The organism is Actinosynnema sp. NPDC091369 (genome assembly GCF_044757065.1).
Classification (GTDB): domain Bacteria; phylum Actinomycetota; class Actinomycetes; order Mycobacteriales; family Pseudonocardiaceae; genus Actinosynnema.
Map to the genome: position 1 here is coordinate 137,239 of NZ_JBIVUG010000010.1, position 15,439 is coordinate 152,677.

At 72.0% G+C, this 15,439-nt stretch carries 14 protein-coding genes; 6 read left to right on the top strand and 8 right to left on the bottom strand.

Translation table 11 applies throughout. The annotated features are described in order from the left end of the window. Nucleotides 1–226: 226 nt before the first annotated feature. Both ACIQMJ_RS30835 and ACIQMJ_RS30840 read right to left on the bottom strand, forming a co-directional pair. Complete coding sequence (locus ACIQMJ_RS30835) at nt 227–2,077, bottom strand: ABC transporter ATP-binding protein (RefSeq protein WP_499764634.1); 1,851 nt, start codon at nt 2,075–2,077, stop codon at nt 227–229. 46 nt (nt 2,078–2,123) lie between these two features. After that, entirely contained in the window at nt 2,124–3,329 is a 1,206-nt protein-coding gene (locus ACIQMJ_RS30840; protein WP_499764514.1) for an FAD-dependent monooxygenase, read from the bottom strand. Between the two features lie 93 nt (nt 3,330–3,422). Between ACIQMJ_RS30840 and ACIQMJ_RS30845 the strand changes: the two genes are divergently transcribed. The 3 genes from ACIQMJ_RS30845 (at nt 3,423) to ACIQMJ_RS30855 (ending at nt 6,010) form a co-directional block, all read left to right on the top strand. After that, nucleotides 3,423–4,355, top strand: a complete 933-nt coding sequence (locus tag ACIQMJ_RS30845; protein ID WP_499764515.1) for a TetR/AcrR family transcriptional regulator C-terminal domain-containing protein — start codon at nt 3,423–3,425, stop codon at nt 4,353–4,355. 19 nt (nt 4,356–4,374) lie between these two features. Then, the gene (locus ACIQMJ_RS30850) at nt 4,375–5,274 is read left to right on the top strand and encodes a proteasome assembly chaperone family protein (RefSeq protein ID WP_499764516.1); all 900 of its coding nucleotides are present in this window, start codon (nt 4,375–4,377) and stop codon (nt 5,272–5,274) included. Nucleotides 5,275–5,701: 427 nt separating this feature from the next. After that, nucleotides 5,702–6,010 (top strand): chorismate mutase, encoded by a 309-nt coding sequence (locus tag ACIQMJ_RS30855; RefSeq protein ID WP_499764517.1) that lies wholly within the window; start codon nt 5,702–5,704, stop codon nt 6,008–6,010. A 482-nt stretch (nt 6,011–6,492) separates the two neighbouring features. On the opposite strand, the gene ACIQMJ_RS30860 is transcribed toward ACIQMJ_RS30855, so the two are convergent. From ACIQMJ_RS30860 to ACIQMJ_RS30875, 4 genes are read right to left on the bottom strand one after another with little or no spacing between them, the layout of a single operon-like run. Continuing rightward, nucleotides 6,493–6,621: a hypothetical protein gene (locus tag ACIQMJ_RS30860; protein WP_499764518.1), complete on the bottom strand. Its 129-nt coding sequence runs from the start codon at nt 6,619–6,621 to the stop codon at nt 6,493–6,495. Nucleotides 6,622–6,681: 60 nt separating this feature from the next. Then, on the bottom strand, nt 6,682–7,662 hold the full coding sequence (locus ACIQMJ_RS30865; protein ID WP_499764519.1) for an LLM class flavin-dependent oxidoreductase: 981 nt from the start codon (nt 7,660–7,662) through the stop codon (nt 6,682–6,684). A gap of 34 nt (nt 7,663–7,696) precedes the next feature. Beyond that, nucleotides 7,697–8,776, bottom strand: coding sequence for an acyl-CoA dehydrogenase family protein (locus ACIQMJ_RS30870; RefSeq protein WP_499764520.1), 1,080 nt, complete (start codon nt 8,774–8,776; stop codon nt 7,697–7,699). A gap of 22 nt (nt 8,777–8,798) precedes the next feature. Beyond that, nucleotides 8,799–10,037 carry a family 16 glycosylhydrolase gene (locus ACIQMJ_RS30875; protein WP_499764521.1) on the bottom strand — a complete coding sequence of 413 codons (1,239 nt, stop codon included), beginning with the start codon at nt 10,035–10,037 and terminating at the stop codon, nt 8,799–8,801. A gap of 137 nt (nt 10,038–10,174) precedes the next feature. Between ACIQMJ_RS30875 and paaZ the strand changes: the two genes are divergently transcribed. After that, nucleotides 10,175–12,199: a phenylacetic acid degradation bifunctional protein PaaZ gene (gene paaZ, locus ACIQMJ_RS30880; protein WP_499764522.1), complete on the top strand. Its 2,025-nt coding sequence runs from the start codon at nt 10,175–10,177 to the stop codon at nt 12,197–12,199. A gap of 114 nt (nt 12,200–12,313) precedes the next feature. Beyond that, complete coding sequence (locus ACIQMJ_RS30885; RefSeq protein ID WP_499764523.1) at nt 12,314–13,153, top strand: aldo/keto reductase; 840 nt, start codon at nt 12,314–12,316, stop codon at nt 13,151–13,153. Nucleotides 13,154–13,193: 40 nt separating this feature from the next. Here the strand turns inward: ACIQMJ_RS30885 and ACIQMJ_RS30890 are convergent, their stop codons facing one another. Beyond that, nucleotides 13,194–13,865 carry an MOSC domain-containing protein gene (locus tag ACIQMJ_RS30890; RefSeq protein WP_499764524.1) on the bottom strand — a complete coding sequence of 224 codons (672 nt, stop codon included), beginning with the start codon at nt 13,863–13,865 and terminating at the stop codon, nt 13,194–13,196. Between the two features lie 94 nt (nt 13,866–13,959). Here ACIQMJ_RS30890 and ACIQMJ_RS30895 point away from each other — a divergent pair, with 94 nt between their 5' ends. Beyond that, nucleotides 13,960–14,685 (top strand): SCO4651 family lipoprotein, encoded by a 726-nt coding sequence (locus tag ACIQMJ_RS30895; protein WP_499764525.1) that lies wholly within the window; start codon nt 13,960–13,962, stop codon nt 14,683–14,685. A gap of 48 nt (nt 14,686–14,733) precedes the next feature. Here the strand turns inward: ACIQMJ_RS30895 and ACIQMJ_RS30900 are convergent, their stop codons facing one another. Next, nucleotides 14,734–15,432, bottom strand: coding sequence for a peptidylprolyl isomerase (locus tag ACIQMJ_RS30900; RefSeq protein ID WP_499764526.1), 699 nt, complete (start codon nt 15,430–15,432; stop codon nt 14,734–14,736). Nucleotides 15,433–15,439 lie beyond the last annotated feature (7 nt).

Consider the following 15,439-nt stretch of genomic DNA (forward strand, 5'->3'; position numbering starts at 1 on the left):
AGCCCTCGTACCCGGCGCACACTTCCGCCCACCGCGCACGCCTACCGTACTTGCCGCCCACACCGCACGCCCCGGCTGCGCCCTGCCCTGCCCGGCCGCCGCCGGAGACGCCCGTCCTCCCTGCCGGACCGCCTGGCTGACGCCGCCCTGCCCGGCCGTCCTGAGGCATGCCGATAGTTCGCCACGCCGGGTTGTCCTGCCGTGGGTGCAGGCAGGCCACGGGCCGTCACGGCGTCCGCGCCTCCTCCGCGAACTGGGTCCGGTACAGCTCTTCATAGCGACCGCCGGCGGCGAGCAGTTCGGTGTGGGTGCCGCGTTCCACCACCCGGCCGCCCTCCACCACCAGGATCAGGTCGGCTGCCCGGATGGTCGACAAGCGGTGCGCGATCACCACGGCCGTCCGCCCGTCCAGCGCCTCGCCCAACGCCGCCTGCACCGCAGCCTCCGAAGTGGAGTCCAGGTGCGCGGTCGCCTCGTCCAGGATCACCACGCGCGGCTTCGCCAGCAGCAGCCGGGCGATCGTCAACCGCTGCCGCTCGCCACCGGACAACCGGTAGCCCCGCTCGCCGACCACGGTGTCCAACCCGTCCGGCAGCGACGCCACCAGGTCGGCCAGCCGCGCCCGGCCCAGCACCTCCCACAGCTCCTCGTCGGTCGCGCCCGGCTGGGCGAGCAGCAGGTTCGACCGGATCGACTCGTGGAACAGGTGACCGTCCTGCGACACCATGCCCAGCACGTCGCGGACCGAGTCGGCCGTCAGGTCGCGCACGTCCACGCCGGACAGCCGCACCGCGCCCGAGTCCACGTCGTACAGCCGGGGCAGCAGCGAGGCGATCGTGGACTTCCCCGCCCCCGACGAGCCGACCAGCGCCACCACCTGGCCCGGTTCGGCCCGGAACGACACGTCGTGCAGCACCTCCACCCCGCCGCGGTTGTCGAGCACCGCGACCTCTTCCAACGACGCCAGTGACACCTTGTCCGCCGCCGGGTAGGCGAACCGGACGTTCTCGAACTCCACCGACACCGGACCGTCCGGCACCGACCGCGCGCCCGGCTTCTCGGTGATCAACGGCTTCAGGTCGAGCACCTCGAAGACCCGCTCGAAGCTCACCAACGCGCTCATCACCTCGACCCGCGCGCTGGCCAGCGCCGTGAGCGGCGCGTACAGCCTGGTCAGCAGCAGCGCCAGCGCCACCACCGACCCCGGGTCCAACTCGCCGCGCAGCGCGTAGAACCCGCCCAGCCCGTACACCACGGCCAGCGCCAACGCCGAGACCAGCGTCAACGCGGTCAGGAACACGGTCTGCACCATGGCCGTGCGCACCCCGATGTCCCGCACCCGCCGCGCCCGCGCGGCGAACTCCGCGGACTCGTGCGCGGGCCGGCCGAACAGCTTCACCAGCGTCGCGCCCGGCGCCGAGAACCGCTCGGTCATCTGCGTGCTCATCGTCGCGTTGTGGTTGGCCGCCTCACGTTCCAGCCGCGCCAACCGCGACCCCATCCGCCGCGCCGGCACCACGAACACCGGCAGCAGCACCAGCGCGAGCAGCGTGATCTGCCACGACAGGCTGATCATCACCGCCAGCGTCAGCGCGAGCGTGACCAGGTTGCCGACCACGCTGGACAGGGTGTCGCTGAACGCCCGCTGCGCGCCGATCACGTCGTTGTTCAGCCTGCTCACCAGCGCCCCGGTGCGGGTGCGGGTGAAGAACGCGATCGGCATCCGCTGCACGTGGTCGAACACGGTGGTCCGCAGGTCGAGGATCAGGTCCTCGCCGATGCTCGCCGAGAGCCACCGCGTCACCAGGCCCAACCCCGCCTCGACGATCGCGATGCCCGCGATCACGGCCGCGAGGGTGAGCACCACCTGGTAGGCGGCGCCGTTGACGATCGCGTCCACGATCCGGCCCGCGAGGACCGGCGTCACCACCGCCAGCACCGCCACGACCACGCTCAAGGTGAGGTACTGGGCCAACCTCACCCGGTGCGGACGTGCGAACGCCCAGATCCGGCGGAACGTGGCGACGGAGAACGGCCGCTTGTCGTCCTGCGCGTTCGTCACGTGGTACAGCGACATCCAGGCCGTGGTCTCCATGTCCATGCCCGGAACGTAAGACCTGGACTCAACTGGAGGTCAAGCTCCGGGCGCGGTAGTCCTTCAGCGACACGGTGCTCGCGAGCTTCTGCAGGTCGCCGAACAACCGTGCCCCGCCGGGGATGTGCGGCACGACGCGCAGGGAGAAGTCGCGCATGCGGATGAACATCCGCGTCTTCGGCATCAGGCTGCCCACCCCGCCCAGGGCGAACTCCTGGCACCGCGTCACGTACTCGCGCATCTCCTGCTCGTACCGTCTGAACGCCGTCGCGTGGTCCGGGGCGGTGGCCAGCTCTCCCGCGAGCACGTACGCCCCGACCAGCGCCATGCTCGTGCCGTTGCCCGCCATCGGCGACGCGCAGAAGGCCGCGTCGCCGAGCAGCGCGACCCGGCCGTCCGACCACTTCTCCATCCGGATCTGGCAGAGCCGGTCGAAGTAGAAGTCGGACGCCTCCCGCATGTCGGCGAGCAGCCGGGGCACTTCCCAGCCGTCGTCCGCGAACGTGCGGGCGACCAGGTCCCGCTGCCACGCCGTGTCGCGGAGGTCGTGCTCCACCGGGGGAGAGGCGAACACGAACATGGCCTTGGCCCCGCCGTCGGGGAGGGGGTAGATGCCCGCCGTGCGGCCGGGCACGGTGTGCATCAGCTGCCACCCGTCGAGGTCTTCCCGCTGCGTGGTGCCGAAGATGGCGATGTGGGCGCCGAGGTCGTGCGCGAACCGGGCCTCGGGGCCGAACGCCAGCGACCGCGCCTTGGAGTGGAGCCCATCCGCACCCACGACCAGGTCGAACGTGCGCGGTGCCGCGCGTTCGAAGGTCACCCGCACGCCCGTCGGGGTCTGGGTGAGCGAGGTGGTGGTGTCGTCGAAGAGGTACTCGACCCCGCTGGCGGTCGCTTCGTGGAGGATGCGGGCCAGGTCGCCCCGCAGGATTTCGAGCTCGGCGATGACGCCGCCCGAGTCGCCCATCGCGTCGGACGCCATGGTGGCGGTCCGCTTGCCCGCGGCGTTCACGAACGCCATGCCTCGCGCGCCCGTGTGCGCCTCGCGCACCTTGTCGAGAACGCCCATCCGCTCGGCGACCTCTCTGGCCGTGCCGCGCAGGTCGACCGCCTGGCCGCCGGGCCGGGGAGCGGGCGCCCGCTCGACGACGGTCGGGGTGAAGCCGTGGTGGCGCAGCCAGTAGGCGAGCGCGGGGCCGGCGATGCCGGCACCGGAGATCAGTACGGTGTTCATGAGTACACCGTACAGCGGTGCACTGCGTGGTCAAGTCACCTGATCGTGCACTAGTGCACTAGGCTCCGGTGCACTACATTCGAGGAGGCAGGCATGAACGACGCGATCTACCAGCGGATAGCGCGCGAGATCCGTGAGGCGATCGAGTCGGGCGAACTGCGGCCCGGTGATCGGGTGCCGTCGACGCGCGAGATCACCGTGCGGTGGAACGTCGCGATGGCCACGGCGACCAAGGTGCTCGTCACCTTGCGCTCCGAGGGCTTCGTGCGTCCCGTGGCCGGGGTGGGCACGGTCGTCTCGTCCGAAGGTGGGGAAGCTGCGCCACCGCGCGCGCAGGAGACCGACCTGACCGGCGAGCGGCTGGTCCTCGCGGCCGTCCGCCTCGCGGACTCGGAAGGGCTCGACGCGGTGTCGATGCGGCGGGTGGCGTCACAACTGGGCGTGGCGACCATGTCGTTGTACCGGCACGTCGAGAACAAGGACGAACTGGTCCTTCGGATGATCGACCACGTGTTGCGGAAGGAGGGGTTGCCGGAACCCGCGCCCGAGACCTGGCGCGAGCGGCTGGAGGTGTGCGCGAGGGTGCAGTGGCGGTTGTTCCAGGAACACGCGTGGCTGGCGCCGGCCATGTCGCTGACCAGGCCGCAACTGCTGCCCAGCGCGGTCGCCTACACCGAGTGGGTCCTGAACGCGCTCGACGGGAAGGGGCTGAGCCTCGAGGAGATGATGCACGTCGCGGTGACGGTGTTCGGCTTCGTGCGGGGTGTCGCGGTGAACATCGAGTCGGAGGCCGAACAGCGGCGGGACACCGGGATCACCGGGGACGAGTGGATGACCCAGCAGGCGCCGGCCCTGCTGGACATCGTCTCCAGCGGGCGGTTCCCGATGTTCAACCGCGTGGTGAACTCCGAGTTGGACATGGAGCTCGACACGCTCTTCGAATTCGGTCTCGCTCGAATGCTCGACGGGATCGGGGAATGGATCAGTGGTCGCTCGACGTTGACCGAGGGGAGGACTGGCATGTGAGCACTTGGGGAGGCACGCGGTGGCGCTGGACCCGGAGGATCTGTTCGAGGTCGACTCCGACGTCCCGGACCTGACCGGAGCGGTGCTGTTGCACCACTTCGACGGCTTCATGGACGCCGGTTCGGCGGGCGCGGCGCTGGTCGCCCACCTGCTGGAGGTGCACGAACACCGGGTGGTCGCCCGGTTCGACATCGACGACCTGATCGACTACCGCGCTCGGCGGCCGACGATGACCTACGCCACCGACCGGTGGGAGTCCTACGACGCGCCCGAGCTGGTCGTTCACCTGATGCACGACGCGGTGGGCACGCCGTTCCTGCTGATGACCGGCCCCGAGCCGGACCGTCGGTGGGAGGCGGTGGTCAAGGCGGTGCGGTCGCTGATCGAGCGGTGGGGGCTGCGCCTCGCCATCAGCTTCCACGGCATCCCGATGGGCGTGCCGCACACCCGGAAGCTGTCGGTGATCTCGCACGCGACCAGGCCCGAGCTGGTCACCGAAGGCTCCCCGTTCAACCGGGTGCAGGTCCCGGGCAACCTGTCGGCGCTGCTGGAGCTGCGCCTGGGTGAGTCCGGCCACGACGCCATGGGCTTCGCCGCCTACGTGCCGCACTACCTTGCCCAGGGCACCTACCCGGCCGCCGCGCTGAGCCTGCTCCAGGCGTTGACGAAGTCGACGGGCCTGGTCATCCAGGCCGCCGCCCTGAACGAGGCCGCCCGCCGGACCGACGCCGAGATCACTCGTCAGGTGTCGGAGTCGGCCGAGGTCGCGCAGGTCGTCGAGGCTCTGGAACGGCAGTACGACGCGTTCACCGAGGCGTCGGACAACCTGCTGATCGACGAGGACCAGCCCTTGCCCAGCGCCGACGAACTGGGCGCCGAGTTCGAGCGCTTCCTGGCCGAACAACAACGCGACCACTGACCAACCCCACCGTGGCGCCAGGCACGCCCATCGCGGGCGGGCCGAGGTAGCCCTCGGGTGCGGTCACTGGCAGCAGACCACCGCGTGACCTGTCGCGCGGCAGTCGCCGGCACGCGGTGCGCGATCACCGACCTCGCGAATGACAGGGGTCGGAGAGCGTCCGTCGCCTCGCGAGGGGCTCGGGGTTGTGCCTGAGCGAGTCTGCTTGGCGGTGAGGTGTGCGCCGGTCCGGGGTGCGGTGGTCCGTGCTGTGGTGGTGGCCGGCGCGGGTGCGTGATCATTGACCTCACGAACGATGGGGGCGGGAGAGCCCCGCCGCATCGTGAGGGGGTCGGGCTGCCTGAGCGGCCTGGCTGGCTGTGAGGTGGGCGGTGCCTGGGGTGCGGCGGTGGTAGTGGGGTGTCGAGTTTGGGGGATGATGACCGCCGTGTCCGACTCCTCGCTTCCGACCTCGCTGGCCGAGGTCCGCACGCGTATCGACGCGATCGACTCCGAGCTGGTGCGCCTCCTCGCGGACCGGCAGGGGTTGGTGCGCGCTGCGGCGTCCTTCAAGACGGATGCCCAGGCGGTCCGCGCCCCGGACCGGGTCGCCCGGGTGATCGCCTCGGTACGGGAACGGGCGCTGGCCGCCGGACTGGAGCCCGCCGTCGCGGAGGCGGTGTGGCGGGCGATGATCGGCGCGTTCATCGATCTCGAACTGGCGGAGCACGCCAAGGCGCAGCCCGAACCGTACTGACCGGTGAGGTCGGGGACGCGGCTCGCGGGTGGTGGCCTGCGAGTGCGGTGAGGCTGCGGTGGGGGTGTCGCCCGACTTCGTGATGTCGACGGGGACGAGTCGCCGGCTGCGTTGTGCTCGTAGCGGCGCACCGGCCGGCCGGTGACGGGTCAACACGGGTCAGCACCCGGTGCACGGTCGAGCACACCAGGCCCGGGCGGGAGGCGGTCCGTGCCGGTCCCCGCCGGCGGGCCGTGGTGGGCGAGACCTGGAATCGCTCGGCGGACCGCCGCACAGGCCCGGCCCGGTCTACGACACGCCGGGCCAGAAGCAGCCTGCCCGTGGGGGCCGACGGTGCGTCAGCGTGGGTCACGAGGGTCTCCGGCAGCTCAGTGCGGATGTCGCGATCCGACTGCTCGTCCGACCGCCCACGACCTCCTCGGGCAGTGCGCCTGGTCGGGACAGGGCTCGGCGGCTTGTGGACGGGCGGCGCGCGAGGGCGGTCACTCCGGCCGCATGCCGGGCGAGGGCGGCAGCAGGCCGGGCGAGCAGCCGCGCTTGGCCGGTTCGCCGAGGTTGAACGCCGGAGTTGTCTGTTCGCGGCCCTGTGGGCAGCCGTTCCGTCGCCGCACGACGGCACGGTTGTGCGGTTGTGCGGTTGTGCGGCCGACCGTGGTCGCCGAGGTGGCGGGTCAGAGGTAGAGGTCGGCCAGGTGGCGGTAGGAGTCGAGCATCGCGGTGCGGTCGTGGGTGCTGGTGGTGACCAGGACTTCGTCGGCGTCGGTGCGGTCGATCAGGGCGTCCAGGGCCTTGGCGACTTCCGACGGGGTGCCGTGGACGTGTCCTTGGAGCGATTGCTCGAACAGCGTGCGTTCCCGGTTCGTCATCGGTTGGGCGAGGATGTCGTCCGCCGCGCGGAGAGGGGGGAACTCGCCGCGGGTTCGTGAGTAGGCCATCGACCACGCCTCCGGCACCAGGATGCGCCAGGCGTCCTCGGTCGTGTCCGCGACGGCGACGGTCGAGGAGATCACCACGTACGGTTCCTCGGCCCACGTCGAGGGGCGGAACTCGGCGCGGTAGGTGCTGATGGCGTCGACCATGGCGTCCTCGCCGCGGAACGCGCCGATGACCAGGGGGACGCCGTGTGCGGCGGCGACCCGGGCTCCGGCGCCGGTGGCCAGGACGAACGGGGACACGCGCAGGCCGTCGGCCGGGTAGCCGCGCACCGCCTGGTCGCCGGTGAAGTACCCCAGCAGCTCGGTGAGCCTCGGGCTGAACTCGGCGGCGTCCTCCTTGTCGTGCCCCAGCGCCCTGCGGACCGCTTCGATGAAGCCGACCGAGCGGCCCAGGCCCATGTCGACGCGGCCCGGGAACAGCGACTCCAGCACGCCGAACTGCTCGGCCACGACCAGCGGCTGGTGGTTGGGCAGCATCACGCCGCCCGTGCCGACCCTGATCCGGGAGGTCGCGGCGGCGACGGCGGCGGCCAGCACGGTCGGCGCGGAACCGGCGACGCCAGGGACGCCGTGGTGCTCGGACACCCAGAAGCGGTGGTAGCCGAGTCGTTCCGCCTGCCGGGCGAACTCGACCGTGTCGCGCAGCGCCTCGGCGTGGCTGTGCCCCACCCGCACACGCGACCGGTCCAGCACCGAGAGCTTCACACCACGGGTCAACGACCGCCGATCACCGCGCATTCCGGCGGACGGGTCACAGGCGGGCCGTGTCCGTCGGCACGCCGAGCTTCACCTTGCCGTAGGTCTCGAACAGCCGGCGGGACACCATCGCGTGCTGAGCGGCCACGTGGGCGTCACGCAGGCAGCGTTGCAGCGGCGACTCCTCGAAGACCGACGTGCCACCGCCGAGGTCGAAGGCCAGGCGAGTGATCGACACGGCCTCCGTCGCCGCGTGGGAGCACGCCAGGCGCAGGCGCGCCCGTTCCGGGTCCGTGCTGGGCTGTCCGGCCACCGCCGCCTCCCACCGCCGCGCCACCTCGTCCCGCAGGAACGCCCTGGCGGCGGACCAGCGGGCCTCGGCCACACCCAGGTCGCGCTGGGCGTCCGGCTGTTCGGCCAGCAGACCGCCGACGCCCTGAGGGGTCTTGGTCATCGCCAGCGCCTCGACCTCCTCGATCGCCCGCGCGGCGATCCCCAGGCAGACCGACGCCACGCCGACGGCCAGGAACGCGAAGAACGGGAACGCGGGCAGCGCGCCGGGCACCCGCAGGGCCGGCGGCCACACCTGGCGGTGGGTCGGGACGAACGCGCCCGAGACCTCCCACTCGTGCGACCCGGTCGCGCGCAGCCCGGTGGCGTGCCAGGTGTCGTGCACCGTCACGTCGGCCGCCGGGAAGAGCACGAGGCGCGGGCCGTCCGGCGTGATCGCGCCGCCGACGACCCAGTCGCACAGGGGAACCGCGCTGCCCCAGCCCCACCGGCCGGTGACGTGGTGCCCGCCGGCCGCGGCCACCGCCCGCCCCGCCGGCGCGGCCGTTCCCGCGACCACCGACGCCGGTGGGCCGAAGACCTCGGCGGCGGTGTCCGGCGGCAGGTACCAGGCCAGCGACGAGGTCGCGCTGGTCGTCATCGCCGTCCACCCGGCCGACCCGTCGGCGCGGGCCAGGTCCTCGACGGCCGCCACCCACGACGGCAGGTCCAGTTCACCGCCGCCGACCGAGGCGGGCGCGAGCATCCGCGTCGCGCCCGCCTCGACCAGTGCCGCCACGACCGCCGGGGAGAGTCGGCGGTCGCGGTCGGCCCGGGCCGCTTCCGCTCTGATCAGGTTGTGCACGGTCCGATCATGCACTGGCCGGTCAGGAAACGGTCCACTTCTGGTTGGCCGAACCGAAGCACGTCCACAGCTGCAGCCGCGTGCCGTTGGCGGAGCTGTTGTTCTGCGCGTCCAGGCACTTGTTGGCCTGGATGTTGACGATGTCGTTCGCGCCGCTGACCGCCCACTTCTGCGCGCCGGTCCCGTTGCAGTCCCACAACTGGACCAGCGTGCCGTCCGCCGTGCCGCCCGACGCCGCGTCCAGGCACTTGCCCAGCGCGCGGATCGTGCCGTCACCCGGGCGGGACCACTGCTGGGCCGCCGTGCCGTTGCAGTCCCACAGCTGCACGGCCGTGCCGTTGGCCGAGTTCCCGCCGGCCACGTCCACGCACTTGCCGCCGATCCCGGTGATCCGGCCACCGGCGGGCGGGTTGCCGTCCAGGGTCGACACGCGCACGTAGTCGATCACGAACTGCTGCGGGAACGTGGTGCTGGCGTCCGGGTAGCCCGGCCACTCGCCGCCGACCGCCAGGTTCAGGATGATGAAGAACGGCTTGTTGAACACCCACTGGTTGCCGCCCACGTCGGCGGGCGTGCGGCGCTGGTAGACGTTGCCGTCCACGGACCACGCGATGCCCGTCGGCGACCACTCGATGGCGAAGGTGTGGAAGCCGTCGGCGAAGTTCGGCCCGTTGAACGGCATGCCGATGCCGCCCGCGCCGGAGTAGCCGGGACCGTGGATGGTGCCGTACACGGTGTCCAGGTCGTGGCCCAGGAACTCCATGATGTCGATCTCGCCGCTGCCCGGCCACGGGTTGCCCGAGTTGATGTCCTGCCCGAGCATCCAGAACGCGGGCCAGATGCCCTTGCCGCGCGGCATCTTCATCCGCGCCTCGACCTTGCCGTAGGTCGTGGTGAACTTGCCGGCGGTGTTGATCCTGGCCGACGTGTACTGGCACCGGCCGTACCAGCAGTTGTAGTTGCCCGGGTTCTCCTTGCGGGCGGTGATCACCAGGTTGCCCGCGCCGTCCATGGCCGCGTTGCTCGCCGACGTCGTGTAGTACTGGTGCTCGCGGTTGTTGCCGTTGTTGTCGCCGACCTCCGTGTTCCACTTGGAGGCGTCCGGCCGGGTGCCCGCCGGGCCGTTGAACTCCTCGGCGAAGGTCACCGCCATCGTGCCCACGTCGGCGGAGGCGTTCGTTGCCGGGGCGGCATGCGCGGCCGGCACGGCGAGCCCGCTGAAGGCGAGCACGACCGCGCTCACCACCACTCGTGTCCTCATCGACACTCCCTTCACTCTGGCGACGGCAGGCCAGAAGTTACTGCATAGCCTTTAATCAAGTCACGATGAAAGTAGTGAGGCTTTACTGTCGGGTCATGCCGGGACACCCACCGGCCCGACGAGGAGGTCGACACCCGATGGCCATGCTGCGCAGCTACGTGTCAGGTCGCTGGCACGTCCCGTCCGTCGAAGGAGCGCCGCTGCACGACGCGGTGACCGGCGAGGAGATCGCCCGGATCTCCTCGCAGGGCATCGACATGGCGGCGGCGCTGGACCACGGCAGGCGCGTCGGCGGGCCGGCGCTGCGGGAGCTGACGTTCCACCAGCGCGCGGCCCTGCTCAAGGCCCTCGCCTCGCACCTGCGGGAACACCGCGACGAGCTGTACGCCCTGTCCGCCCGGTCCGGCGCGACCAGGACCGACTCGCTGATCGACGTTGACGGCGGCATCGGCGTGCTGTTCGGCTACGCGAGCAAGGCCAAGCGCGAGCTGCCCAACGACAAGGTCTACCTGGACGGCAACGTCGAGCCGCTGAGCAAGGGCGGCACGTTCGTCGGCCGCCACATCGCGACCCCGTTGCGCGGCGTGGCGGTGCAGATCAACGCCTTCAACTTCCCGATGTGGGGGCCGCTGGAGAAGTTCGCCCCCGCGTTCATCGCGGGCGTGCCGTCGCTGATCAAGCCCGCCTCCCAGACCGCCTACGTCACCGAGAAGCTGGTCGAGCTGATGCTCGCCTCCGGCCTGCTCCCGGAAGGCTCGGTGCAGCTGGTCACCGGCAGCGCGGGCGACCTGCTCGACCACCTGACCGCGCAGGACCTGGTCGGCTTCACCGGCTCCGCGTCCACCGCGCAGGTGCTGCGCACCCACCCGACCGTGGTGCGCAACAGCGTGCGCTTCAACGCCGAGGCCGACTCGCTGAACTGCTCGATCCTCGGCCCGGACGCGGTCGAGGGCACGCCCGAGTTCGACCTGTTCGTCAAGCAGCTCGTCAGCGAGATGACGGTCAAGGCAGGCCAGAAGTGCACCGCGATCCGGCGCGCCCTGGTCCCCGCCTCCCTGATGGACGCCGTCGCCGACGCCGCCACCGCGCGCCTGGCGAAGGTCGTGATCGGCAACCCCGCCAACGACACCGTGCGGATGGGGGCGCTGGCCGGGCTGGAGCAGCGCGAGGAGGTCCGCCGGTCGCTCAAGGCGCTGCTGGAGGTCGGTGACGTCGTCTACGGCTCGCTGGACCGCGTGGACGTGGTGGACGCCGACGCCGAGCGCGGCGCGTTCCTGTCGCCGGTGCTGCTCAAGGCCGACCCCGACCACGCCCAGCCGCACGAGGTGGAGGCGTTCGGGCCGGTGTCGACGCTGATGGCCTACCGCGACGCCGACCACGCGGTCGAGCTCGCCGCGCGGGGCGCGGGCAGCCTGGTCGGCTCGGTCGTCACGCACGACCCCGACTTCGCGCGGGACGTGGTGCTGGGCGTGGCCCCGTGGCACGGCCGAGTCCTGGTGCTGGACCGCGACGACGCCAAGGAGTCCACCGGGCACGGTTCGCCGCTGCCGATGCTGGTGCACGGCGGACCGGGCCGGGCGGGCGGCGGCGAGGAGATGGGCGGCATCCGGGGCGTGCTGCACCACATGCAGCGCACCGCCGTGCAGGCGAGCCCCCGGGTGCTGACCGCGGTCACCGGCCAGTGGGTGACGGGCGCGCCGCGCACCGAGCCGGACGCGCACCCGTTCCGCAAGTCGCTGCGCGAGCTGCGGATCGGCGACTCGGTCGTGGCCGGGCCGCGGGTGGTGACGCTGGCCGACATCGAGCACTTCGCCGACTTCACCGGTGACACGTTCTACGCCCACATGGACGAGGAGGCCGCGGCGGCGAACCCGTTCTTCGGCGGCCGGGTCGCGCACGGCTACCTGGTGGTGTCGTTCGCGGCGGGCCTGTTCGTCTCGCCCGAGCCGGGGCCGGTGCTGGCCAACTACGGGTTGGAGAACCTGCGGTTCCTCACGCCCACGTTCCCCGGCGACGAGCTGACCGTGACGCTGACCGCGAAGCAGATCACGCCGCGCGAGGACCAGGACTACGGCGAGGTCCGCTGGGACGCCGACGTGGTCAACCAGAAGGGCGAGTCGGTGGCCAAGTACGACGTGCTCACCCTGGTCGCCAAGCAGTAGCCGGTTCCACCAGGTGGACGCGCGCCGGTCGGGTGACCCGGGCGGGAACAACCGGCGCGCCCCACCTGGTTGGCGGGGGAGGAGCATCCACCCCGAGTTCGAGGAGCACCTGAGGTGTCTGAAACCTTTTCGCTGGGCGGCGACCTGACCGTCAACCGCCTGGGCTACGGAGCGATGCGGCTCACCGGTGAGGGCATCTGGGGCTACCCGGCCGACCGCGACAACGCGATCGCCCTGCTGCGCCGGGTCGTCGAGCTGGGCGTCAACTTCATCGACACGGCGGACTCGTACGGCCCGCACGTCAACGAGGAGCTGATCCGGCAGGCGCTGCACCCCTACGCCGACGACCTGGTCATCGCGACCAAGGGCGGCCTGCTGCGCACCGGCCCCGACGAGTGGCCCGTCCTGGGCCGGCCCGACTACCTGCGCCAAGCCGTGGAGACGAGCCTGCTGCGGCTGGGCGTCGAGCGCATCGACCTCTACCAGCTGCACCGCGTCGACCCGGCCTACCCGCTGGAGGACCAGGTCGGCGAGCTGCGCAAGCTCCAGGAGGAGGGCAAGATCCGGCACATCGGGCTGTCCGAGGTGACCGTGGACCAGCTGGAGGCCGCGCAGGCGGTCGCGCCGATCGTGAGCGTGCAGAACCTCTACAACCTGGCCAACCGCGGCCACGAGGCCGTGCTGGAGCGCGCCACCGAGCAGGGCATCGCGTTCATCCCGTGGTTCCCGGTGGCGACCGGCGAGCTGGCCCGACCGGGCGGCGTGCTCGACGCGGCGGCCAAGGACCACGGCGCCACGCCCGCGCAGCTCGCGCTGGCGTGGCTGCTGCGCAAGTCGCCGGTCGTGCTGCCCATCCCCGGCACGTCCTCGATCGCGCACCTGGAGGAGAACGTGGCGGCGGCCCGGATCGAGCTGACCGACGAGGAGTTCGAGAAGCTGTCGGCGCTCGCCTGACCCCGGGGTCCGGCCCGGACCCCGGGCCCAGCCCCGGGCGCTACGCCGGGTCGAACGCCGGCTGCTCGACCCGGCGTTCCACCCGGCGGCGCAGGTCGTCGGGCAGGTCGTCGCCCGCGGCCAGCAGCCCCGGCAGCAGCTCCGCCTCCAGCGTCAGCGCGCGGAACGCGAGGGCGACCGTGACGTCGTGGTCGGGCCGGTGCTCGATCGTGATCTCGTCACCCGCGGTGATCGTGCCGGGTTCGAGGACCCGGAAGTACGTGCCCGGCAGCCCGCGTCGAGTGAACTTCTTCACCCACCCGCGCTCCTCCATCACCCCGGCGAACGTGCGGCACGGCACCCGCGGGCAGGTCGCCTGGAGCAGCAGCCCGCCGATCCGCCACCGCTCGCCGATGAGCGCGCCGCACACGTCGACGCCCACCGTGGTCAGGTTCTCGCCGAACAGCCCGGGCCGCAGGTCGCGGCCCAGCTCGACCGCCCACTCGTCCAGGTCTTCCCGCGCGTAGGCGTAAACGGCCTGGTCGTCGCCACCGTGGTGGCGCTTGTCGGAGATGTGGTCGCCGGCGACGCCGCTGCCGCCGACGCCACGCGGGCCGGGTGCGCGGACGTCCACCGGGCCGGTCACGGCGCGCTTGCCGATGCCGGTGTGGCCGATGTCGGCCTGGTCGAACTCGACGCGGGAGCCGACGTTGATGGAGAGCACGTGGGGCATGCCCCGACGGTAGCCGAGCCACTTTCGGGGTTCGCACTCCTTATCGGGCGCGGGTGGGGGAGGATGGCGGTGTTCACCGTCCGTGGGGGGAGTCATGCGCAGGTCCGTCGTCGCGTTGGTGCTGGCCGCAGTGGCACTGGCGGGCTGCGCCGAGCGGACACCCCTGCCCGCGCCGACCCTCGGCCCGGTGGTGGACGACAGCGCCGCGCTCGTCACCGGCCTCGCCGCCCGCGCCGACGAGCAGCGCTCGGTGCGGTTCGGGACCGAGACCACCATGACCGGGCTGCGGGTGAACCTCGACGGCGGTCTGCTGCGGGCCCGCGAGGGCAGGCTGGTGTCGTTGCGGCAGGACTCGTCGACCGACGTCGTGGTGCTCGCGGACGCGGGCTACTCGCGCACCGGCGACGGGACGTGGACCAGGCTCGACCTGACCGACCGCGCGCCCGTGCGGGCGGACACCACGGTCGCCGGCCTGGCCGACGAGGTCGACCCGGCGTCGGTGGTGCGGTCGCTGGCGGGCAGCCTGCTGGTGGACAAGGGCGACGAGCAGCTCGACGGCGTGCCGACCCGCCGCTACACCCTGCTGCTCGACCTGCGCGGGCAGGCCGAGCGGACGCCCGACAGCTCGCGGCGCGCCCAGCTCCTCGCCGCCTACGAGTCCGGCTTCACCGCGTCGGCGACCGTGTGGGTGGGTCCGGGCGACCTGCCGGTGCGGGTGGAGCAGGTGCTGAAGACGTTGGAGGACAACGTCTTCCAGCGCACCCTGCACCGCTTCACCGACTGGAACGCCGACATCCGCGTGACCGCGCCCGTCTCCTAGCGCCCGTTCCCTGGCGCTCGTCTCCTGGCGCTCGTCTCCTGGGGGGCGCTAGCAGGTGCGCTTGGCCCGCTCGATGTCCGTGGTCAGGGCCGGTCGGCCGTCGACCTCGCTGTCCGGGTTCGGCGCGACGCCGGCCGCAGCGACCTTGTCCAGCGTGGCGAGCCCGGCGGGCGTGACGCGGCCGAACACGGTGTAGTTGGGCCGCAGCACGGAGTCCGCCGTGACCAGGAAGAACTGGCTGCCGTTGGTGTCGGGGCCCGCGTTGGCCATGGCCAGGGTGCCGCGCGGGTAGACGCGGCGCTGACCGGTGGGGTCGTTCGGCGCGGGCGCGAGGTCGGTCGGCAGTTCGTCGGAGTACTGGTAGCCGGGGCCGCCCTCACCGGTGCCGGACGGGTCGCCGCACTGGAGCACCTTCAACGTCGGATAGGCGGTGAGCCGGTGGCACGTCGTGTCGTCGTAGAACTTCCGGCGCACCAGGTGCAGGAAGCTCTGCACCGTGCACGGCGCCTGCGCGCGGTCCAGCACCAGCGGCACCGGGCCCTGGTTGGTCTGCAACAGCACCTCGGGGTGGCCGCGGTCGGGCGTGTGCCTCGGGTCCGGCGGCAGCGGCACGGGACGGGCGGCCGGCTCGTCCGGCGTCACGGTGTACGCGCACGGCCCGCGGGTCGAGCCGGGAGCTTCGGGTGACGCCTGCGCCACCCCGCCGCCGAGGACCACCGCCAGCGCCACTGCCACGAGGATTCTCACCGCACCA